Genomic DNA, 22,017 nt, shown 5'->3' with positions numbered 1-22,017 from the left:
TTCAGCCCTGCTTCAGTGTCCCTGGTAGAGGTTCTCGTTGAACTTGTTGGCGGGGGCGCTGGAGGGCGGCGCCTTTTGCGTGCCAGGCGCGTTGGGCAAGGGTTGGCCACTCGCGGCCGGCGCACTCGGCGACTGGCTCGGCGTCCAGCCGAAGAAATTGGAAATCGCATCGACCACCGTTACGCCGACGTTGGTGACCAAACCGTTCTCGGGCGTGAAGTTGTCGTAATACGGTTCGCCATCGATGAAGCGGATGCCGTCTGGCACCGGCTGGTCGAATTGCGGGACGCCCTTCAAGGCCTTCCCCATGTAATCCACCCAGATCGGCAAGGCAAGCTGCGCGCCGAACTCCATGCCGCCCAAACTCTTGGGCTGGTCGTAACCCATCCATACCACGGTAGCCAGCGAGCGCTGATAGCCGGCGAACCAGCCGTCGAACGCCTCGTTGGTGGTGCCCGTCTTGCCCGCCAGGTCGGTGCGGCCGAGGCTGTTGCTGCGTGCGCCGGTGCCGCGCTGCGCCACTGACTTGAGCAGGTTGGTCATCATGTAGCTGTTGCGTTCGGCCACTACGCGCGGCGCGCCGTTGCCAACCACCAGCGGATCGGCCTTGGACAATACCTTGCCGCGGGAGTCGGTGATCTGCGTGATCAGGTAGGGCTGGATCTTGTAGCCGCCGTTGGCGAACACCGAGTAGGCGGCGGAAAGCTGCAGCGGGTTGGTCTGGCCAGCGCCCAGCGCCATCGGCAGGTAGGGCGGAACCTTGTCGGGGTCGAAGCCGTAGGTGCCGGTGATGAAGTCCTTGGCGTAGGGTACGCCGATGTAGTCGAGCGTGCGGATGGCCACCAGGTTGACCGATTTTTGCAGCGCGGTGCGCACGCTCATCGGCCCGGCCGGGGTTTCGTCATCCCTGGGTTCCCAGTTCGGCTGGCCGGGGCCGGCCGGGTAGGAAACCGGTGCATCGTTGACGATGCTGGCCGGGGCAAAACCCTTTTCCAGCGCCGCCGAATAGATGAAGGGCTTGAAGGTGGAGCCCGGCTGGCGCCACGCCTGGGTGACGTGGTTGAAATTGTTCTGGGTGAAGTCGAAGCCGCCGATCAGGGCGCGGATGGAACCGTCCTGCGGCACCACCGACACCAGCGCCGCCTCCACTTGCGGTAGCTGCACGATCTGCCAGTTCTGCTTGGCATCCTGCATGACGCGGATCAGCGAACCCGGTTGAATGCGGACTTCCTTCTTGGCCTTGTCCGAAAGCGCGTTGGCGACGAAACGCAGGGCGTCGCCCTTGATGCTCACCTTGTCGCCCGAGCGCAGCACCGCATCGACCTGCTTGGGGCCGGCGGCCACCACCACGGCGGCCAGGATATCGTCGTTGTCCGGATGGTCGTCCATTACGTCGTCGATGGCGCTGGCGCGGTCGTCGGCGTTGGCCGGCAGCTCCACGGTCTCTTCCGGGCCGCGGTAGCCGTGGCGGCGGTCGTAGTCCATGACGCCCTTGCGCACGGCAAGGTAGGCGGCCTGTTGGTCGGCGGCGTTGATGGTGGTGTAGACGTTGAAGCCCTGGGTGTAGGTGTCTTCCTTGTATTGCGCATACACCATCTGGCGCACCATTTCGTTGACGTATTCGGCGTGGGTGCTGTACTGGCTGCCCGGTGCGCGTACCTTCAGTTCTTCCTTGGAGGCGACGTCGTATTGCGCCTGGGTGATGAAGCCCACATCCAGCATGCGCTGCAGGATGTATTGCTGGCGGATGTGCGCGCGCTTGGGATTGACGATGGGGTTGTAGGCCGACGGCGCCTTGGGCAGGCCGGCCAGCATCGCGGCTTCCGCCAGTGTGACGTCCTTCAGGTCCTTGCCGAAGTAGGTGCGGGCAGCGGCGGCAAAGCCGAAGGCGCGCTGGCCCAGGTAGATCTGGTTCATGTAGACCTCAAGGATCTGGTCCTTGGTCAGCGCGCTCTCGATCTTGTTGGCCAGCAGGACTTCATAGAGCTTGCGCGAGAAGGTCTTTTCCTTGGTCAGGAACACGTTGCGCGCCACCTGCATGGTGATGGTGCTGGCGCCCTGGGAGGCGCTGCCGCGCAGCACGTCGGTCACCAGCGCGCGGGCGATGCCGATGTAATCGATGCCGCCGTGCTGGTAGAAGCGATAGTCTTCGATGGCCAGTACGGCGTTCTTCATGTCGGCCGGAATGTCGTCCAGCTTGACCAGGCTGCGCTTTTCCTCGCCGAATTCGCCCAGCAGCACCTTGTCTTCGGAATAGATGCGCAGCGGGACCTTGGGCCGGTAGTCGGTGATCAGGTCCAGCGAAGGCAGGCGCGGGTTGATGAAGATCAGCGCATAGACCACCAGCAGGGCGCCGACGATGCCGAGGCCGAGGATGGAGAGTCCGATGAATTTGGCGATATTGGGGTTGAGGAAGCCGCGTTGACGGTGCAACCGGCCCGGAGACGTTGGAAGATGCATGGGGTAGGCGGAAATCTGGATGCGCTATCTTACAGCATCAAGCCTGCCGGCCCGGAAAGACGGGCGCCGGCAATCCTTAACAGGATGTAAAAAATGTATCGGGGAGCATTTTTATGTGCTTCCTGGCAATCATTTCGACAAACCGGCCATGCGGCGCCGCATTTCCCCGCTGCAGTCGGTACAATGCCGCTCTTTACGCACATTCCAGACGCGGTGCAGTAGGCCGCGGCACATCTCCCTATGGCAGTCATTTCCCTTAGCGACGCGCAACTGGCCTTTGGCCACGTCGCACTTCTCGACCACGCAGAATTCTCGCTGGAGACCGGCGAGCGCGTCGGCCTGATCGGCCGCAACGGCACCGGCAAGTCGTCGTTGCTGAAGGTCATCGCCGGCCGTTCCAAGCTGGACGATGGCCTGCTGGTGATGCAACAGGGCCTGAAGATCGCCTATGTCGACCAGGAGCCGCATTTCCCGGCCGAGATGACGGTGTTCGACGCCGTGGCTTCCGGCCTGGGCGAACTGCCTGCGCTCTTGGCCGAATATGAGGCGATCACCGGCCAGTTCGGCGGCGACAACGATGACGCCTTGCTGGAGCGCATGCACCAGATCCAGACCGTACTGGATGCGGCCGATGCCTGGTCTATCGGCAACAAGGTCGAAACCACGCTGGACAAGCTCAACCTGAACCGCGACGCCAGGATCGGCGAACTCTCGGGCGGCATGCAAAAGCGTGTGGCGCTGGCTTGCGGCCTGGTCGGCAATCCCGACGTGCTGCTGCTGGACGAGCCGACCAACCACCTCGATTTCGGCTCCATCCTGTGGCTGGAAGGGCTGCTGCGCGATTTCAAGGGCAGCATCCTGTTCGTCACCCACGACCGTAGCTTCCTCGATAACGTCTCGACTCGCATCATCGAGCTGGACCGCGGCAAGTTGTTGTCCTTCCCCGGTAATTTCAGCACTTACCAGGCGCGCAAGGCCGAGCTGCTGGCCAATGAAGAAGTAGAGAACGCCAAGTTCGACAAATTCCTGGCGCAGGAAGAAGTGTGGATTCGCAAGGGCGTACAGGCACGCCGTACCCGCGACGAAGGGCGCGTGCGCCGGCTGGAGGCATTGCGCGTGCAGCGCAGCGAGCGCCGCGATCGCCAGGGCCAGGTCAAGCTGGAAGTCGGCAGCGGCGAACGCTCCGGCAAGATCGTGGCGGAGCTGGAGAATGTCAACAAGGCCTACGGCCCCAAGACCATCGTGCGTGATTTTTCTTCCATTCTCATGCGCGGCGACAAGGTCGGCCTGATCGGCCAGAACGGCGCCGGCAAGACCACGCTGCTCAAACTGATCCTGGGCGAAGAAATGCCCGACAGCGGCACGGTCAAGCAAGGCACCAAGATGCAGGTGGCGTATTTCGACCAGATGCGCGCCCAGCTCAATGAAGAAGCCAGCCTGGCCGACACCATCGCGCCGGGCAGCGACTGGGTCGAGGTCAACGGCCAGCGCAAGCACGTCATGACCTACCTCAGCGACTTCCTGTTCTCGCCCGAGCGTGCGCGTTCACCGGTGCGTACGCTGTCCGGCGGCGAACGCAACCGCCTGCTGCTGGCGCGCCTGTTCGCCAAGCCGGCCAACGTGCTGGTGCTGGACGAACCGACCAACGATCTCGACATCGACACGCTGGAGCTGCTGGAAGAACTGCTGGAAGAGTATGACGGCACCGTGTTCCTGGTCAGCCACGACCGCATGTTCCTCGACAACGTGGTGACCCAGGTGATCGCCGCCGAAGGCGATGGAATCTGGCGCGAATATGTCGGCGGTTATTCCGATTGGGAGCGCGTACGCGCGGCTTCCCCTGCGTCGTCGGCCAAGCCGGCAGCGAAGGCGGACAAGAACGAAGTCAAGGCCGAGTCGAGCATGGCGGCCCCGGCGCCCGCACAGCCGAAAAAGAAGCTCAGTTACAAGGAGCAGCGCGAGCTGGAGGAATTGCCCAAGCGTATCGCTGAACTGGAAGCAGAGCAGAAGTCGATTTCGGAGAAGCTGGCCGACCCCGATCTGTACAAGAGCAATGCCGATGACGCGGTGAAGCTGAACCAGCGTTTTGCCGAGATCGACGAGGAATTGCTTGTCAGCCTGGAGCGCTGGGAAGAGATCGAGGCGCGCAAATAACCGAGTTGCCATTCCTGCGAGTGCAGGAACGGCATGGCTCTTGGAACCTGTTCAGGATCTCAGTTGGGTTTGCGCAGGGCGTCGCGCAAGTCGGGCAGCATCTCGCGCAGGTTTTGCGCATCGTCCGCATGCGGGCGTAGCGCAAGGTAGGCTTCCAGATCTTCCAGCGCAGCCTGGGGCAGGCCCAGATTGGCGCGCGCCAGCCCGCGGTCGCGCTTCTCGGTGATCTCTTCGGGAAGCAGGATCACCAGGCGTTCCTGCACGTCCAGCACTTGCTGCCAGCGCTGGCTTTCCATGAAAATGGCCTTGAGGTTGCGCAGCATGCGCGCCAGGATCTCGCGCGGGTGCGCCGCGCGCAGGTATGCCCCCAGCGGCAGTTCATCGCCGAAGTCGTGTTCCTGCTGGCGTTCCAGATAAGGTTCCAGGCGTTCTTCCAACTCTTCCCGCGACAGGCTGGAACCATTCATCGGGTCCAGCACGATTTCGCCCGATTGCACCGACAGCTTCATCAGGAAATGGCCGGGGAAAGAGACGCCCTTCATGTCCAGGCCGACCTGTTGCGCCAGTTCGATATAGACCACTGCCAGCGAGATCGGGATGCCGCGCCGCGTCGCGATGACACGGTGGATGTAGCTGTTGTCGGGGTCGTAATAATTGTTGATGTTGCCGGCGAAGGCCATTTCCTGGAAGAAGAAATGGTTGAGCATGCGCAGCTTCTGGATCTGCGAAGCATCCGACGGCAATCGCAGCCTCAGCTTTTGCGCCAGCAGGTCGAGTTCGACTTCCTGCTCGGCGAAATCCATTTCGGGATAAAAGTCCTGACCCAGCGTCAAGGCCGATTCGAACAGCGGGATCGAATCGTCCTGGCGCACCAGCGAAGCAAAATAGTCGAGGGAGGTGAGCGTCATGGCGTCCATCCTATCAAAATATTTTGGCGTGCGTCACCCTCTGCAACACGGCGAAAAAAATACTTGTTGTTTCCAGCCAGCTACTCTGGCACACAAGGCGGCTGCGGTTTATTCTGTTCGCTTGTTTTTCTTCTTAACGCCGGGCGATGCGCTTGAATTCGCGCAGCCTGAACCCCATCGCCAGCAGCGGTCCGAAATAGGCGAGCCCGCATACCGCGATCACCAGCATCAGCGCTCCGATGCGCCCCAGCGGATGCGCCCGCAAGGCGATCCAGTCGAACTGGCCGGCCATCCACAATGACACGCCTGCCAGCACCAGCAGCGCACCGGCCAGCCGCGCCAGGAAAATCCCCCAGCCCGGGCGCGGCATGTAAATCCGGCGGCGGCGCAACCCCACGAACAAGAGTGCTGCATTCAGGCAAGCGCCGAGGCCGATCGACAAGGCCAGGCCGGCATGGGCGAACATCGGCACGAAAATGCCGTTCATCAGCTGGGTGGCGATCAGTACGCCGACTGCGATCATGACCGGGGTACGGATGTCCTGCTTGGCATAAAACCCCGGCGCTAGGATCTTGACCGTGACCAGGCCGATCAGGCCGACGCCGTAGGCAACCAGCGCATGGCTGGTCATGGTCACCGACAGGTTGTCGAATTTGCCATAGTGGAACAGCGTGGCCGTCAGCGGTTCCGACAAGGTGGCCAGCGCTACCGCCGCCGGCATGGCGAGCATGAACGTCAGGCGCAGGCCCCAGTCGAGCAGGGACGAGTATTCGTCCATGTCGTCGGCGGAGTGGGCATTGGACAGGCTGGGCAGGAGGATGGTCCCCAGCGCCACGCCCAGCAGCGCGGTCGGGAATTCCATCAGGCGATCGGCGTAGGAGAGCCAGGACACGCTGCCGTGCTCCAGGCGCGAAGCGATATTGGTGTTGATCATCAGGCTGATCTGGGCGGCTGAGACGGCAAATACGGCCGGGCCCATTTTCTGCAGCACGCGCTTCACGCCGGTGTCGCGCAGGCCGATCATCGGGTTCCAGTACAGGCGCGGCAGCATGCCGATCTTCACCAGCGCCGGCAATTGCAGCGCTACTTGCAGGATGCCGCCTACCAGTACGGCGAACGCCATGGCGTAGATCGGCTGTTTCATGAACGGCGCGACAAACAGCGATGCGACGATGAAAGCCAGGTTCAGCAGCACCGAGGTAAAGGCCGGAATCTTGAATTCCTTCCAGGTATTGAGGATGCCGCCGGCCAGCGCCACAAAGGCCATGAAGCCGATGTAGGGGAACATGATGCGGGTCATCACCACCGAGGCGTTGAACGCCTCAGGGTTGTATTGCAGGCCGGTGGCGATGAAGTAGACCACGAAGGGGGTGGCCACGATGCCTGCCACACAGGTAACCAGCATCACCCACATCAGCACGGTGGCGACATGGTCTACCAGATGCTTGGTCTGCTCCTCTCCGCGCTGGTTTTTGTATTCGGCCAGGATCGGAACGAAGGCCTGGGAAAAGGCGCCCTCGGCGAACAGGCGGCGCAGCAGGTTGGGAATGCGAAAGGCGATGTTGAACGCATCGGTATAGGCGGAGGCGCCAAAGGCGCGGGCAAACAGGATTTCCCTGGCCAGTCCGGTGATGCGGGAAAGCATCGTCATGCCGGAGATGGTCGCGAGCGTTTTATGCAAGTTCATGGTGCGGCATTATAGCGGCGCAGCGCAGTCCGGCGGCCGGGAATCGGCGGTGCGGGAAAGCGTTTCGGCCTGATGGGCGGTGGCGGTAGAGTGTCTTGATTTCGAATCGGTTCGATGCATCAATGAAATTTCTTTATTGCAACATCGGCGTCCATCATTGAATCCGCATGCCCATTTGCTATGCTGGTCGGGTAGGGCATCTGGAGGCAAGTCAGGATTGCGCGCAGCGTTTTGACCTGAATGCAACGGATCGGCGCGGATTCCTCCTTGTCCAGATAAGGTATTTGCCCAAGCTGGGGAAAATGGTTATAATCCGAGGCTTTACAGAATTTGGCTTCGCGAGTCCTAAGGGTTTGCGGCGCATACGACTCTCGATTTAGGATAATTTCATGGCAAATACCGCACAGGCACGTAAGCGTGCACGTCAAGCAGTTAAGCAAAACGCGCACAACTCGAGCCAGCGTTCGACCCTGCGTACCGCAATCAAGGCTGTCCGCAAGGCAATCGCCGGTGGCGACAAGGCTGCGGCAACCAGCGTGTTCCAGGCATCGGTGTCGACCATCGACAGCATCGCCGACAAGAAAATCATTCACAAGAACAAGGCTGCTCGCCACAAGAGCCGCCTGGCTGCTGCCCTGAAGGCCTTGGCTGCTTAATTCGCCGGCCGTTGGCTGACGCCGGCCCTCCGGCGCAGTTGCAGTAAAGCAGTAGAACAAAGACCCGTCTTTTCAGGCGGGTTTTTGCGTTTGTGTCGCGTGAATTCGGTAGCGCTTCTCGCTGCTTGTACGGATGCCGGGGCGGGTTATCCCACCTCGGAGCGCTATCGCTGGACTTACTTGGGTAGGCCTTCGATTTTGGTACCAGGTTTGATGTTCTTCTGCTTGAACCAGCCTTTATTCATTTCCAGCGCATAGACGGCAGCGCGTTTGGCACAATGCGAATCCAGGGTCTGTTCCTTCATCTCCTCGATGTTGATGACCTCGCCTTTTTCATCCATGAAGGCGACCGACAACGGGATCAGCGTGTTCTTCATCCACATGCAAACGCCTGCCGGTGTGCCGAACAGGAACAGCATGCCTTCGTTATCCCCCATTTTCTCCCGGAACATCAGGCCTTGCTCGCGCTCGGCTTCGGTCTGGGCGACTTCTGCCTTGATCAGGTGAATGCCGATATTGAGCTGGGTGGTGGGGAATTTGCGGACTTGCGGCGTCTGGGCGGCAGCGTCGGCAAGGCATAGTGCCGTGAGCAGGGCTGCGGCGACGCCGGCGAACAGGCGGGGGCGATTGAGTTGGCGCATGGTCAATATTGGTTTTCGATCAATCGGGGATTTGAATCTGCAGGATTATAGCGATTCGCCGTAGTTGTGCTTTGGCGCGGGCGGCGAAGATGTCAGTCCGTCAATAACGGATAGTAGGGAATTAATCGTCCGGGCATGAAAAAAGGCAGGACTAGCCTGCCTTTTTAAATTGCGCGACGCTAATTACTTAGCTTCAGCAGCCTTCTTTGCCTTCTTTGCCTTCTTGGCTTTCTTAGCCTTCTTTGCCTTCGGAGCAGCAGCTTCTGCCTTCGGAGCTTCCGGAGCGGCAGGGGCTTGTGCGAAGGCGGCAGTTGCGAACAGGCCAGCGACCAGAGCGGCGATCAATTTTTTCATTTTGCGTCCTTCAATTCAACATGTTAGGGATGTGAGGCAAACGATGATTCGTGCGAATCACTGACAATAACGGCAGCAGACAACGAAGGTTGACAACCTTTTTGATCTTTTTTGGCAATTATCGGGCGTGCGAGGGATTATTGGTGTTGTTTTGATAATTTTCCGGGCCTTGTCGCTTAGCGCTCCAGCTCCAGCGGATCCACTTCGCGCCACTCGCCTGGCAGCAGCGGATGCGTTGCCAGCGAAAACGGACCAATGGCGATGCGAACCAGGCGCAGCGTCGGCAGGCCTACCGCCGCCGTCATGCGTCGTACCTGGCGATTCTTGCCTTCGCTGATGGTGAGTGCGATCCAGCTGGTCGGCTGGCTTTTGCGTTCACGGATGGGCGGATTGCGCGGCCATAGCCAGCCAGGTTCCTGGATCAGCCGGGCTTCGCTTTTCTGCGTGACGAAGTCACCCAGGTTGAGCGGATCGCGCAGGCGTTGCAGCACTTCCTGAGAGGCGTCGCCCTCTACTTGCGCCAGGTAGGTCTTGGGCTGCTTGTGGCGCGGATTGCTGATTTCATGCTGGAGCTTGCCGTCGTCGGTGAGCAGCAGCAGGCCTTCGCTGTCGGCATCGAGGCGGCCAGCAGGGTAGACGTTCGGGATCTTGATGTAGTCGGCGAGGGTTTCGCGCTCCGGATGGGCGGAGAACTGGCTCATCACCTGGAAAGGTTTGTTGAATAATATGAGAGGCATGCGCTAGTGTCGCAAAATCATGGGATTCCGTAAAATCCTCATGCATAATCGAGGACATATCTTATGTCTTATAGAGGACATGGCGCCTGGCCGACGATAGTTTTGCCTTCCCTGAGCATTCTTCCGACCTGCTTTCGCGAAATCTCTTAAAATTCCCCGCTTGTTCTGCTTAAACGCCGGAGACCACGATGTCGTACCAACATATCCAAGTGCCTGCTGAGGGCCGGAAGATTACCGCCAATGGCGACTTCACCCTGAATGTCCCGAATAATCCGATCATTCCCTACATCGAAGGCGATGGCATCGGCGTGGACGTTACGCCGGTCATGCTCAAGGTCGTCAATGCGGCGGTGGAAAAGGCTTATGACGGTGCGCGCAAGATCCATTGGATGGAAATTTACGCCGGCGAAAAGGCGACCAGGATCTACGGCAAGGATGTCTGGATGCCGGACGAAACGCTGGAGGCGGTGAAGGACTATCTGGTCTCGATCAAGGGGCCGCTGACGACGCCGGTCGGCGGCGGTATCCGTTCGCTCAATGTCACGCTGCGCCAGCATCTGGACCTGTATGTCTGCCTGCGTCCGGTGCGTTACTTCAAGGGCGTACCATCGCCGCTGCGTGAACCGGAAAAGACCGACATGGTCGTGTTCCGCGAAAATTCGGAAGATATTTATGCCGGCATCGAATGGCAGAGCGGCTCGGCCGAAGTCAAGAAGGTGATCGATTTCCTGGTCAATGAAATGGGCGTCAAGAAGTTGCGCTTTCCCGAGACCTCGGCGCTGGGCATCAAGCCGGTGTCGCGCGAAGGTACCGAGCGCCTGGTGCGCAAGGCGATCCAGTACGCCATCGACAATGACAAGCCTTCGGTGACCCTGGTCCACAAGGGCAACATCATGAAGTTTACCGAGGGCGCCTTCCGCGATTGGGGTTATGCGCTGGCGGCCAAGGAGTTCGGCGCCGAACTGATCGATGGCGGCCCATGGATGAGGTTGAAAAATCCCAAGACCGGGCGCTACATCATGATCAAGGATGCGATTACCGATGCGTTCTTCCTGCAGATCCTGATGCGTCCCGCCGAATACAGCGTGATTGCGACGCTGAACCTGAACGGCGACTACATTTCCGATGCCGTTGCGGCGCAGGTCGGGGGTATCGGCATCGCGCCGGGCGCCAACATGTCCGACTCGGTGGCGATGTTCGAGGCTACCCACGGCACCGCGCCCAAGTATGCGGGCAAGGATTATGTCAATCCGGGATCGGTGATCCTGTCGGCGGAAATGATGCTGCGCCATATGGGCTGGACCGAAGCGGCGGACCTGATCATCAATGCAATGCAAAAATCGGTATCGTCCAAACGCGTGACTTACGACTTCGCACGCTTGCTTGAGGGAGCGACCCAAGTTTCCTGCTCGGGATTTGGCGAGGTGATGATCGAAAACATGTGAGCCCCTTGTGCCACATGCGGGAAATGCGAAAGCCGGGCACTGCCCGGCTTTTTGTATGGCGACGCAACTGCCTGTGAGGGCTGCAGCGGTCTCGTAAAGGTATGGGTAGTGGGGTGGGGTGCGGAAATGAAAAAAGCCTCGCTATGCGAGGCTTTTCAGGAGCTGGCTGGGATTACGCCGCTTGGATGTTCGAAGCTTGCTTGCCTTTGGGGCCTTGCGTGACATCAAACTGGACTTTTTGACCTTCTTTCAGGGTCTTGAAGCCATTCATATTGATAGCCGAGAAGTGAGCAAACAGATCTTCGCCGCCGTCATCTGGGGTAATAAAGCCAAAGCCTTTGGAATCGTTGAACCACTTAACTGTACCTGTTGCCATAAAAACATCTTTCAAATTTTAAACTATCACACGAGCCGTTAAAGCAAGAAGCATCGCGCGTCACGCAGCCCCCCTTAAACAGTGCCCCCTTTCATACCATTGACAAGTAGTAACTACTAATCAATGAATCCATTGTTCTCGCTGGAAATATAAAAGTCAAGCAGTTTTCAACTTAAAGTTTGGGCGCTTGTTTCGTCGATGGCGGCGGTAGCTCTTGATTTAGGATAAATCACCGTCATCTGCGCAGCAGCGGGAAAACGCGTAATATCTCTCCATCTGGATCTTACGTAATCATTGTGCGTTGCACAGCTTTTGATGGTCAAATAAACGCATGGCAACCAAGCACGAAAATGATGGCGGTACAGTACTGGAGCGGCAAGAGGCGAAACTTAAGCCGCCTCCTATGTACCAAGTTCTTTTGTTGAACGATGACTATACGCCGATGGAATTCGTTGTCGCCGTCATCCAGGAGTATTTCAACAAAGACCGTGAAACCGCGACGCAGATCATGCTCAAGGTTCACCGAGATGGGAAGGGTATGTGTGGTGTATATCCCAAAGATATTGCATCCACAAAAGTGGAACTCGTTTTAACCCACGCTCGAAAGGCAGGGCATCCCCTGCAATGCGTGATGGAGGAAGCATGATTGCGCAGGAACTTGAAGTCAGTTTGCATATGGCCTTTGTCGAAGCCAGACAATCGCGCCATGAATTCATTACCGTGGAGCATCTGCTGCTCGCGCTGCTGGACAATCCGTCCGCGGCCGAAGTATTGCGTGCCTGCTCGGTGAATATCGATGATTTGCGCAAAACGCTGACCAATTTTATTACCGACAACACCCCGACTGTCCCTGGTACCAACGAGGTGGATACCCAGCCCACGCTGGGATTCCAGCGCGTCATCCAGCGTGCCATCATGCACGTGCAATCGGCTTCCAACGGCAAGAAGGAAGTGACCGGCGCCAACGTGCTGGTCGCCATCTTCGGCGAGAAGGATTCGCACGCAGTCTACTACCTGCATCAGCAGGGCGTGACTCGTCTGGATGTGGTCAATTTCATTTCGCACGGCGTGCGCAAGGACCAGCAGGCCGATCCGCAGAAGGCGCCGGAAGGCGCCGAGGACGTGCAAGCCGAAGGCCAGCAGAAGGAAAGCCCGCTGGACCAGTTCACGCAGAACCTGAACAAGGCCGCCGCCGAAGGCAAGATCGACCCGCTGATCGGCCGTGAGTCCGAGGTCGAGCGCGTGATCCAGACCCTGTGCCGCCGCCGCAAGAACAATCCGCTGCTGGTCGGCGAAGCCGGCGTGGGCAAGACCGCCATCGCCGAAGGGCTGGCATGGCGCGTGACCCAGGGCGATGTGCCGGAAATCCTCAAGAACGCCGTCGTGTATTCGCTCGACATGGGCGCGCTGCTGGCCGGCACCAAGTATCGCGGTGACTTCGAGCAGCGCCTGAAGGCAGTGCTGAAGCAGTTGAAGGACAGCCCCAACGGCATCCTGTTCATCGACGAGATCCATACCATCATCGGCGCCGGTTCGGCGTCGGGCGGTACGCTGGATGCATCTAACCTGCTCAAGCCGGCGCTTTCCAGCGGCCAGTTGAAGTGCATTGGCGCGACCACTTATACCGAGTTCCGCGGCGTGTTCGAAAAGGACCACGCGCTGTCCCGCCGCTTCCAGAAAATCGATGTCAACGAACCGACCGTCGAACAGACTATTCAGATCCTGCGCGGCCTGAAGTCCAAGTTCGAAGAGCACCACGGCGTGAAGTATTCCGCTTCGGCGCTGACCTCGGCGGCCGAACTGGCGGCCCGCTTCATCAATGACCGCCATCTGCCTGACAAGGCGATCGACGTGATCGACGAAGCCGGTGCGGCCCAGCGTATTCTGCCGAAGTCGAAGCAGAAGAAGACCATCGGCAAGTCCGAGATCGAGGAAATCATTTCCAAGATCGCGCGTATCCCGCCGCAATCGGTCAACCAGGACGACCGCGTCAAGCTGCAGACCATCGATCGCGACCTGAAGAACGTCGTGTTCGGCCAGGACCCGGCCATCGAAGCATTGTCGTCGGCCATCAAGATGGCGCGCGCCGGCCTGGGCAAGACCGACAAGCCGATCGGCTCCTTCCTGTTCTCCGGCCCGACCGGTGTGGGCAAGACCGAAGTGGCGAAGCAGTTGGCCTTCATCCTCGGCATCGAACTGGTGCGTTTCGACATGTCCGAATACATGGAGCGCCATGCGGTGAGTCGCCTGATCGGCGCGCCGCCGGGTTATGTCGGGTTCGACCAGGGCGGCCTGCTGACCGAGGCGATCAACAAGAAGCCGCATGCCGTGCTGCTGCTGGATGAAATCGAAAAGGCGCATCCGGATATCTTCAATATCCTGCTGCAGGTGATGGACCACGGCACGCTGACCGATAACAACGGCCGCAAGACCGACTTCCGCAACGTGATCATCATCATGACCACCAACGCGGGCGCCGAGAGCTTGCAGAAGCGCACCATCGGCTTCACCGAGAAGAAGGAAGCCGGCGACGAGATGGTGGATATCAAGCGCATGTTCACGCCTGAGTTCCGCAATCGCTTGGATGCGATCATCAGCTTCCGTCCGCTGGATGAGGACATCATCCTGCGCGTGGTCGACAAGTTCCTGATGCAACTGGAAGAGCAGTTGCATGAGAAGAAGGTGGAAGCCGTCTTCTCCGACAGCCTGCGCAAGTTCCTGGGCAAGAAGGGCTTCGATCCGCTGATGGGCGCACGTCCGATGTCGCGCCTGATCCAGGACATGATTCGCAAGGCCTTGGCCGACGAGCTGCTGTTCGGCAAGCTGGTCAACGGCGGCCGCGTCACTGTCGAGATGGATGACAAGGACCAGGTCAAGCTGGAGTTCCCGGAAGGCGACGACTCGGCTCCGCCCGAAGAGCCGCAGGAAAAGCTGGAAGTGGAATAAGCTTCAGGTTGCAGGCACGAAAAAGCCGGAACATCGTTCCGGCTTTTTTATTGGTTTCATCGCCATCGTCCTGGCGAAAGACGGTGCTTGGGGTGGCGCAGGCTGAAAACAAAAACGGCGCGGAAGAATCATTCTTCCGCGCCGTTCCTGCTTGAGCGGTAACCGCTCAGGGCATCAGCGGTTTGTCGGACTGCTGTTTGGCCTTCACGATCTGCGTCACCTTATCGATCATCGAAAGGCGATAAGCCGTCGATGGATGTAAGGCCGTGTAGCCATTGGCCACGCTGGCCGGATATTGATCCGACAGGCGCTTCCAGAAGGCCGGCACGTTGTCGATGCTGTAGCCGGCGCGTGCCAGCAGGTAGAGCGAGAGCGTATCGGCCGCAGCGTCGAGATCCTGGGGATAGACGCGGATGCCGGCAGTACCGGCCGTGGTGGTCGGGTCCGGATGCGGCAGCAGCAGGTTATCGATGACTTCGGCAATGGTCGACACCATGCGCTGGCGGATCGCGTGGCCGAGGATATTGTGGGCCATGTCCTTGGCGATCAGGTAGGCCAGTTCCTCGTCGGTCTGGGTGAATTTCAGCATGCCGCGGGTGATCAGCACGCGGCGGCCGTCGGCATAGGTATTGACGTTGTCGGCGTTGCCCAGCTCGATGCTGAAGGCGCAGGCAAACGTCAAAGGAACATTGATGGTGAGTTGCTGGCCGTTGCGCTGCACGCCCAGGCTGATCGGTGCTTTCTTCACCACCAGCGGGCTCAGCAGTACGGCGGCCTGGCGCTCTGCGTCGGTGCCTTGCGGCATCGGCTTGCCGGCCAGCATGACCAGCAGGTCGCCACGCTGGATACCGGCTTGCTCGGCGCCGCTGCCGGGCAGCACACCCGTCACCTGCAGGCGATCGTCATAGCCCAGGCTGCGTGCGGTATCGGCATATTCGATGGGGAACGAATACCTGTTCTTGGCGGTGAAGCCAAGCAGGTTGCGCGCATTGCCGCGGCACAGTTGCGCATTGCTGGTCAACAGCGGCGCTGCCACACGATACAAGCGATCCTGTTGCGCGATCAGGTCGCGCAGTTCCTTTTTCTGAGGGGTGTCAGCCGACTTGGGGGCCTGCGCCACGACTGCGGCAGGGCTGCTGGTGGTAGCGGGGGCAACAGGCGACCCCGTTTCCTGCGTGGCGCAGGCAGCCAATACGGCCAGCGGCGCCAGTACGGCAATACTTCTGATCTTCTGCCACGCGGGCAGGTAGGGTGCGGACATTCGGTTCTCCATCAGTGTTTGCCTGTGCTGCCGAAGCCGCCGGCGCCGCGCTCGCTGCTATCGAATTCTGCCACCACATTGAAGCCGATTTGCAGTACCGGGACGATCACCAACTGGGCCAGGCGTTCCATGGGGTTTAGGACAAATTCGGTCGCACCGCGGTTCCATGTCGAGACCATCAATTGGCCCTGATAGTCGGAATCGATCAGGCCGACCAGGTTGCCGAGCACAATGCCATGCTTGTGGCCCATGCCGCTGCGCGGCAGGATCACGGCGGCATAGTTGGAATCGGCCAGGTGGATCGCCAGGCCGGTGGGGATCAGATGGGTGCTGCCGGGAGCGATCGTCAGCGGCGCGTCGATGCAGGCGCGCAGGTCCAGGCCGGCGCTGCCGGGGGTGGCGTAGGCGGGCAACTGGTCTTGCATGCGCGGGTCGAGGATCTTGATGTCGATGGTCTTCATGGAGGCGGTTGTCCGGTTCAATAGGATAAAAAAACATGGCCCGCGAAAGACGCGGGCCGCGGGGATTCAGGCTGCCATGCGGCGCGCGATTTCACGCACCAGCTGGCGCGCCAGTGTCAGTTTGTCGGCATGCGGCAGGCTGGTATGGCCTTGTTCGTCGAACAGCATCAAGGTATTGTCATCGCGCCCAAAAGTCTGGGGGCCGAGGTTGCCCACCAGCAGCGGGATGTTCTTCTTTGCCCGCTTGGCTGCGCCGTATTGCGCGAGGTTTTCCGATTCGGCGGCAAATCCTACGCAATAGGGGCACCGGGGCAGGGCTGCGACTTCGGCGAGGATGTCGGGATTCTGCGTGAATTGCAATTGCGGCGCGCCGCCATCGGCATTCTTCTTCAGTTTTTGCGTGCTGGCATTGGCCACGCGCCAGTCGGCCACCGCCGCTACTGCGACGAACAGGTCTTGCCCGGCAACGTTGGCCATCACGGCGTCATGCATTTGCTGCGCGGTCTGCACGTCGATGCGCTGTACGCCGTGAGGTACCTCCAGCGCGGTCGGGCCGGATACCAGCATGACGTCGGCGCCGGCCTCGCGCGCGGCGCGCGCCAGTGCGTAGCCCATCTTGCCGGAGGAAAGATTAGTGATGCCGCGCACCGGGTCGATCGGCTCGAACGTCGGGCCGGCAGTAAGCAGCACCCGGCGGCCGGCCAGCAGCTTGGGCTGGAACGCGGCAATGATGTCTTCCATCAATTGCGCAGGCTCCAGCATGCGGCCTTCGCCCATTTCACCGCAGGCTTGCGCCCCGGCGTCGGGGCCCAGCAGCAGGATGCCGTCCTGACGCAGCTGGCGCGCATTGCGCTGGGTGGCCGGGTTCTGCCACATCTCCACATTCATGGCCGGCGCCACCATCAGCGGCACGCGCGCCGGACGCGCGATGCACAGCGTGGAGAGCAGGTCGTCGCAGGCGCCATGCGCCAGCTTGGACATGAAATCGGTGGAGCAGGGCACGATCACGATGGCGTCGGCATCGCGTGTGAGGTCGATGTGCGGCATGTTGTTGGCGATGCGCGCATCCCACTGGTCGGTGTAGACCGTGTTGCCGGTCAGTGCCTGCATGGTGACCGTGGTGATGAACTGCGTGGCCGCCTGCGTCATGACAACCTGCACGGTAGCGCCGGCGCGGCCCAGTTCACGCGCCAGCATGGCGGCTTTGTAGCAGGCCACGCCACCGGTCAGGCCGAGTACGATTTTCTTGCCAGCGAGATCCATGTCTTGTTCCTTGCTCCCGGAATGAGGCGAAGCATGCGCTTCGCATGAGCCGAACGGCGGATTCTTTACTTCTTGGAAACCCGGCGCAATTCGTCCACGACGAACAATACCGCACCTACGCAAATCGCACTATCGGCCAGGTTGAAGGCCGGCCAGTGCCAGTTGCCGACAAAGACGTCAAGGAAGTCGATCACATGGCCGTAGGCGACGCGGTCGATCACGTTGCCGATGGCACCGCCCAGGATCAGCGCCAGCGCCCAGCAGAACATGCGCTGGCCGGGGTGCTTGCGCAGCAGGTGGATGATGAAAACCGCTGCCGCGATGCCGATGGCGGTAAACAGGTAACGCTGCCAGCCGCCGCTGGCGGCCAGGAAGCTGAAGGCCGCACCCTTGTTGTAGACTAGGACGAGGTTGAAGAAACCGGTCACCGGCAGCGATTCGCCGTAGTGGAACAGCTTGAGGATGGTGATCTTGGTGAGCTGGTCCAGCAGCAGCACGATGGCGGCAATGCCGATCCACGGCAAGAGGCCCTGCACCGAGGCGGTCGGACCGGAAGAGGAAGAGCGCTTTTTGGTTGCCATGAGAGTTCTTGTTGAAGGCTGGGATGCCGTTCTTCGCCAGGGAGCCGGGCGAAGAACGGCTTGCATCGGTCGGGTCAGGCGAAGCGGCGTTGCTCGCCCTGGCCGAACAGGTTGGCGAAGCAGCGGCCGCACAGGCCAGGATGCTCGGCATGAGACCCGACATCGGCGCGATAGTGCCAGCAGCGTTCACATTTCTGGTAGGTCGAAGGCGTGACGACCACGGTTTCCTCTTCCGCCGAGCCCACCTCGGTCACTTTGGCGCCGGAGGTGATCAGTACGAATTTCAGGTCGTCGCCCAGGCTTTCCAGTACGGCCGCCTTGTCGCCGGCCGCCTTGAGTTCGACTTCGGCCTGCAGCGAGGAACCGATGCCGCCGGCAATACGCACTTCTTCCAGTTGCTTGGTCACTGTCGCACGCACGTCATGCAGCACGGCGAACTTGGCCAGCAGCGCGTCGGCATCCGCTACCTCGGGCAGGGTGTAGTACGTCTGCGAGAAGATGGTTTCGCCGCTTTGCTCGAAGGCGTCCTTGCCGGCGAAGAAGCTCCATGCCTCTTCCGCGGTGAACGACAGGATCGGGGCCATCAGGCGCAGCAGCGCCTGGGTGATGTGCCAGATCGCAGTCTGCGCGGAGCGGCGTGCAGCCGAATCGACGCCACTGGTGTACAGGCGGTCCTTGAGGATGTCGAGGTAGAAGCCGCCCAGGTCTTCCGAGCAGTACATCTGCAGCTTGGCCACCACCGGATGGAATTCAAACGACTCGAAGTGCGTCAGCACCTCGGCTTGCAGGCGCGTCATGTTGGCGATCGCGTAGCGGTCGATTTCCAGCAGCTCGGCCAGCGGCACGGCGTGTTGGGCCGGATCGAAGTCGGAGGTGTTGGCCAGCAGGAAGCGCAGCGTGTTGCGGATGCGGCGATAAGATTCGGTGACGCGCTTCAGGATTTCATCGGAGATCGAGATCTCGCCGGAGTAATCGCTCGACGCTACCCACAGGCGCAGGATTTCCGCGCCCAGCGAGTCGGCGACTTTCTGCGGCTCCACGCCGTTCTTGAGCGACTTCGACATCTTGCGGCCTTCGCCGTCCACCACGAAACCGTGCGTGAGCAAAGCCTTGTAGGGCGCGCAGCCGTTGAGCATGGAAGAAGTCAGCAGCGACGAGTGGAACCAGCCGCGGTGCTGGTCCGAGCCTTCCAGGTAGAGGTCGGCCGGGAACTGCAGCTCCTGCTTGTGGGAGCCGCGCAGCACGGTCTGGTGGGTCGAGCCGGAGTCGAACCAGACGTCCAGCGTGTCCTTGTTCTTGAGGTACTGGTCGGCCTCGTCGCCCAGCAATTCCTTGGGGTCCAGCGCTTGCCAGGCTTCGATGCCGCCTTGTTCGATGCGCTGCGCGACCTGCTCGATCAGTTCGGGCGTGCGCGGGTGCAGCGCGCCGGTTTCCTTGTGCACGAAGAAGGCCATCGGCACGCCCCATTGGCGCTGGCGCGACAGCGTCCAGTCCGGACGGTTGGCGATCATGCCGTGCAGGCGCGCCTTGCCCCAGGCGGGGAAGAAGGCGGTGTCTTCGATGCCTTGCAGCGCGGTTTCGCGCAGGCTCTTGCCGCCATCCTTGGGCGTGTTGTCCATGGTGGCGAACCATTGCGAGGTGGCGCGGTAGATGATCGGCGTCTTGTGGCGCCAGCAGTGCATGTAGCTGTGGTCGAACATGACCAGTTTGAACAGCGAGCCGGCTTGTTCCAGCGCCGAGCAGATCGGCTTGGAGGCTTCCCAGATGGTCATGCCGGCAAACAGCGGCAGCGAAGAGGCGTAGCGGCCGTCGCCCATGACCGGGTTGATGAAGTCGTCGTCCTTCATGCCGTGCGCCTTGCACGAGATGAAGTCTTCGATGCCGTAGGCCGGTGCCGAGTGGACGATGCCGGTGCCGCTGTCGGCGGTCACGTAGTCGCCCAGATAGACCGGCGACAGGCGGTCATAGCCCTTGTTGGCGGCGGCCAGCGGGTGGCGGAAATTGATCAGCGAAAGCTTCTCGCCCTGGGTGGTGGCGATCACGCTGCCTTCCAGGCCGAAGCGCTGCAGGCAGGACTCGACCAGATCCTTGGCCAGGATCAGCAGCAGCGGCTCGCCGTTGCGGGTGGTCTGCACCAGCGCGTAGTCGAATTCAGGATGCACGTTCAGCGCCTGGTTGGACGGGATGGTCCAGGGCGTGGTGGTCCAGATGACGATGTAGCCCTTGTCGGTCGGCAGCTTGGGCAGGCCGAAGGCGGCCGCGATCTTGTCCGGCTCGGCAAACGGGAAGCCGACGTCGATGGCCGGATCGCGCTTGTCCTGGTATTCCACTTCAGCCTCAGCCAGCGCCGAGCCGCAGTCGAAGCACCAGTTCACCGGCTTGAGGCCGCGGTAGACGTAACCCTTCTCGAGGATGGTGCCGAGCGCGCGCAGCTCGTCGGCTTCATTGGAGAAGTTCATGGTCTTGTACGGGTTGTCCCATTCGCCCAACAGGCCCAGGCGGATGAAGTCCTTCTTTTGCAGTTCGATCTGCTCGTTGGCATAGGCGCGCGCCTTGGCTTGCACTTCGGCCACCGGCAGGTTCTTGCCGTACTTCTTCTCGATCTGGATCTCGATGGGCATGCCGTGGCAGTCCCAGCCCGGCACGTAGGGCGCGTCGAAGCCGGCCATGTTGCGGGCCTTGACGATCATGTCCTTCAGGATCTTGTTGACGGCGTGGCCCAGGTGGATCTCGCCGTTGGCGTATGGTGGGCCGTCATGCAGGATGAACTTGGGGCGGCCGGCGGAAGCCTTGCGGATGCGGTCGTAGATTTTCTTTTCCTGCCATTGCTTGACCCATTGCGGTTCGCGCTTGGCCAGGTCGCCGCGCATAGGGAACGCGGTTTCGGTCATGTTGACCGGGTACTTGGAGGGCGCCTTGCCTTGTTTTTCCTGCTTGCCCGGCTTGGCCGGCGATTCATTGTTGGACATGACAAATTTCTCTGATGGATGCTGGTTGATTCTGATGGCGCCGCATGGGGCGCGGCGCAAATACGGAGAACTGGAGCGGAGAGCTGGACGGCGGCTGGCGTGGAGGCCGGCCGGCTGCCAGCGTCAAATTCGGTCGGTCGCCGAAATGGCGAAGCCGGCGTTTTCGCGGAAATAGGCGCGTGCCTGTTCGGCATCGCGTGCAATCGCCGCAGTCAGCGTGGGCAGGTCGACGTACTTCTCTTCGTCACGCAGTTTTTTCAGGAAATCCACGCGCAGGAGCTTGCCGTAGCAGTCGCCCTCGAAGTCCAGCAAATGGGTTTCCAGCAGCACGCGGCCGCTGTCGTCCACGGTCGGGCGCACGCCCAGGCTGGCCACCGCCGGCAGCGGACGGTCGCCGAGGCCGTGCACTTGTACCACGAAGATGCCCGACAACGCCGGATGCTTGTGGCCCACGCGCATGTTCAGCGTAGGGAAACCGATGGTGCGGCCCAGTTTCTTGCCGTGGACCACATGGCCGCTGATCGAGTAGGGATGGCCCAGTAACTGGCGCGCCAGGTCAAAATCGCCCTTGGCCAGCGCTGCGCGCACGGCCGACGAAGAAATGCGCACGCCGGCATTGGTCACGGTCGGCATGGAGTGCACTTCAAAGCCGTATTTCTTGCCCGCTTCGATCAGGGTGTCCAGATTGCCGGCGCGGCGCGCGCCGAAGCAGAAGTCGTCGCCGACCATCAGCCAGCGAACGTGCAGGCCTTGCACCAGGATCTTTTCAATGAAGTCTTGCGGCGAAAGCGCGGCGAAGTGGCTGCCGAAATGTTCGACGATCACCCGGTCGATGCCGGAGTCGGCCAGCGACTGAAGCTTGTCGCGCAGGTTGGCGATACGCGCCGGTGCGTTTTCCGGCTTGCCTGCCAGTTGCGCGAAGAATTCACGCGGGTGCGGCTCGAAGGTCATCACCGCGGCATCCAGGCCGAGGCGGCCGGCAGCTTCGCGCACGCGCGCCAGCAGGGCCTGGTGGCCGAGATGCACGCCGTCGAAATTGCCGATCGTCAAAGCGCAGGGCGCTCGTGATTCGGCATTGGGAAGTCCGCGAAATACCTTCATTGAAAAGCTGATTGAAA

The 22,017-nt window shown here is 60.7% G+C and carries 18 protein-coding genes; 5 read left to right on the top strand and 13 right to left on the bottom strand.

Translation table 11 applies throughout. The features are described from left to right. Positions 1–12: 12 nt before the first annotated feature. The gene (locus AKL28_RS10670; protein WP_050468112.1) at positions 13–2,460 is read right to left on the bottom strand and encodes a penicillin-binding protein 1A; all 2,448 of its coding nucleotides are present in this window, start codon (positions 2,458–2,460) and stop codon (positions 13–15) included. Between the two features lie 240 nt (positions 2,461–2,700). On the opposite strand from AKL28_RS10670, the gene AKL28_RS10665 reads away from it, so the two are divergent. Beyond that, entirely contained in the window at positions 2,701–4,614 is a 1,914-nt protein-coding gene (locus AKL28_RS10665; protein WP_050468111.1) for an ATP-binding cassette domain-containing protein, read from the top strand. 59 nt (positions 4,615–4,673) lie between these two features. Here AKL28_RS10665 and AKL28_RS10660 read toward each other — a convergent pair whose 3' ends face one another. Together AKL28_RS10660 and murJ are read right to left on the bottom strand one after the other, a co-directional pair. After that, positions 4,674–5,522: a SirB1 family protein gene (locus AKL28_RS10660; protein WP_050468134.1), complete on the bottom strand. Its 849-nt coding sequence runs from the start codon at positions 5,520–5,522 to the stop codon at positions 4,674–4,676. A 133-nt stretch (positions 5,523–5,655) separates the two neighbouring features. Then, a complete protein-coding gene (murJ, locus tag AKL28_RS10655; protein ID WP_050468110.1) occupies positions 5,656–7,209 on the bottom strand; it encodes a murein biosynthesis integral membrane protein MurJ in 1,554 nt (517 codons plus the stop codon). 389 nt (positions 7,210–7,598) lie between these two features. On the opposite strand from murJ, the gene rpsT reads away from it, so the two are divergent. After that, the gene (gene rpsT, locus AKL28_RS10650) at positions 7,599–7,865 is read left to right on the top strand and encodes a 30S ribosomal protein S20 (RefSeq protein WP_050468109.1); all 267 of its coding nucleotides are present in this window, start codon (positions 7,599–7,601) and stop codon (positions 7,863–7,865) included. 176 nt (positions 7,866–8,041) lie between these two features. Here rpsT and AKL28_RS10645 read toward each other — a convergent pair whose 3' ends face one another. The 3 genes from AKL28_RS10645 to AKL28_RS10640 form a co-directional block, all read right to left on the bottom strand. Further along, complete coding sequence (locus AKL28_RS10645) at positions 8,042–8,506, bottom strand: DUF192 domain-containing protein (protein ID WP_050468108.1); 465 nt, start codon at positions 8,504–8,506, stop codon at positions 8,042–8,044. 183 nt (positions 8,507–8,689) lie between these two features. Next, complete coding sequence (locus tag AKL28_RS24825; RefSeq protein ID WP_169801833.1) at positions 8,690–8,860, bottom strand: hypothetical protein; 171 nt, start codon at positions 8,858–8,860, stop codon at positions 8,690–8,692. A gap of 176 nt (positions 8,861–9,036) precedes the next feature. Beyond that, entirely contained in the window at positions 9,037–9,597 is a 561-nt protein-coding gene (locus AKL28_RS10640; protein WP_050468107.1) for a pseudouridine synthase, read from the bottom strand. Positions 9,598–9,785: 188 nt separating this feature from the next. Between AKL28_RS10640 and icd the strand changes: the two genes are divergently transcribed. Beyond that, positions 9,786–11,042 carry an NADP-dependent isocitrate dehydrogenase gene (icd, locus tag AKL28_RS10635; protein WP_050468106.1) on the top strand — a complete coding sequence of 419 codons (1,257 nt, stop codon included), beginning with the start codon at positions 9,786–9,788 and terminating at the stop codon, positions 11,040–11,042. Between the two features lie 172 nt (positions 11,043–11,214). Here the strand turns inward: icd and cspE are convergent, their stop codons facing one another. After that, positions 11,215–11,418 carry a transcription antiterminator/RNA stability regulator CspE gene (gene cspE / locus AKL28_RS10630; protein WP_050468105.1) on the bottom strand — a complete coding sequence of 68 codons (204 nt, stop codon included), beginning with the start codon at positions 11,416–11,418 and terminating at the stop codon, positions 11,215–11,217. A gap of 331 nt (positions 11,419–11,749) precedes the next feature. Here cspE and clpS point away from each other — a divergent pair, with 331 nt between their 5' ends. Next, positions 11,750–12,064, top strand: a complete 315-nt coding sequence (gene clpS / locus AKL28_RS10625) for an ATP-dependent Clp protease adapter ClpS (RefSeq protein WP_050468104.1) — start codon at positions 11,750–11,752, stop codon at positions 12,062–12,064. Continuing rightward, positions 12,061–14,364, top strand: a complete 2,304-nt coding sequence (gene clpA, locus AKL28_RS10620; RefSeq protein ID WP_050468103.1) for an ATP-dependent Clp protease ATP-binding subunit ClpA — start codon at positions 12,061–12,063, stop codon at positions 14,362–14,364. Before clpS ends, clpA begins: the two co-directional genes overlap by 4 nt. A 166-nt stretch (positions 14,365–14,530) precedes the next feature. On the opposite strand, the gene AKL28_RS10615 is transcribed toward clpA, so the two are convergent. From AKL28_RS10615 to AKL28_RS10590, 6 genes are all read right to left on the bottom strand, one after another. Further along, complete coding sequence (locus AKL28_RS10615; RefSeq protein ID WP_231602390.1) at positions 14,531–15,625, bottom strand: M48 family metallopeptidase; 1,095 nt, start codon at positions 15,623–15,625, stop codon at positions 14,531–14,533. 11 nt (positions 15,626–15,636) lie between these two features. Continuing rightward, a complete protein-coding gene (gene dut, locus AKL28_RS10610; RefSeq protein ID WP_050468101.1) occupies positions 15,637–16,086 on the bottom strand; it encodes a dUTP diphosphatase in 450 nt (149 codons plus the stop codon). A gap of 66 nt (positions 16,087–16,152) precedes the next feature. After that, a complete protein-coding gene (gene coaBC / locus AKL28_RS10605; protein ID WP_050468100.1) occupies positions 16,153–17,349 on the bottom strand; it encodes a bifunctional phosphopantothenoylcysteine decarboxylase/phosphopantothenate--cysteine ligase CoaBC in 1,197 nt (398 codons plus the stop codon). A 65-nt stretch (positions 17,350–17,414) separates the two neighbouring features. After that, a complete protein-coding gene (gene lspA / locus AKL28_RS10600) occupies positions 17,415–17,930 on the bottom strand; it encodes a signal peptidase II (protein ID WP_050468099.1) in 516 nt (171 codons plus the stop codon). Positions 17,931–18,004: 74 nt separating this feature from the next. Continuing rightward, positions 18,005–20,899: an isoleucine--tRNA ligase gene (ileS, locus tag AKL28_RS10595; protein WP_050468098.1), complete on the bottom strand. Its 2,895-nt coding sequence runs from the start codon at positions 20,897–20,899 to the stop codon at positions 18,005–18,007. A 123-nt stretch (positions 20,900–21,022) separates the two neighbouring features. Next, positions 21,023–22,000 (bottom strand): bifunctional riboflavin kinase/FAD synthetase, encoded by a 978-nt coding sequence (locus AKL28_RS10590; protein WP_050468097.1) that lies wholly within the window; start codon positions 21,998–22,000, stop codon positions 21,023–21,025. Positions 22,001–22,017: the final 17 nt, after the last annotated feature.

It is taken from the genome of Herbaspirillum chlorophenolicum (assembly GCF_001189955.1).
Taxonomy (GTDB): domain Bacteria; phylum Pseudomonadota; class Gammaproteobacteria; order Burkholderiales; family Burkholderiaceae_D; genus Herbaspirillum; species Herbaspirillum chlorophenolicum.
Note: the sequence above shows the minus strand (reverse complement) of the source record. Positions and strands in the feature narration are given on the sequence as shown.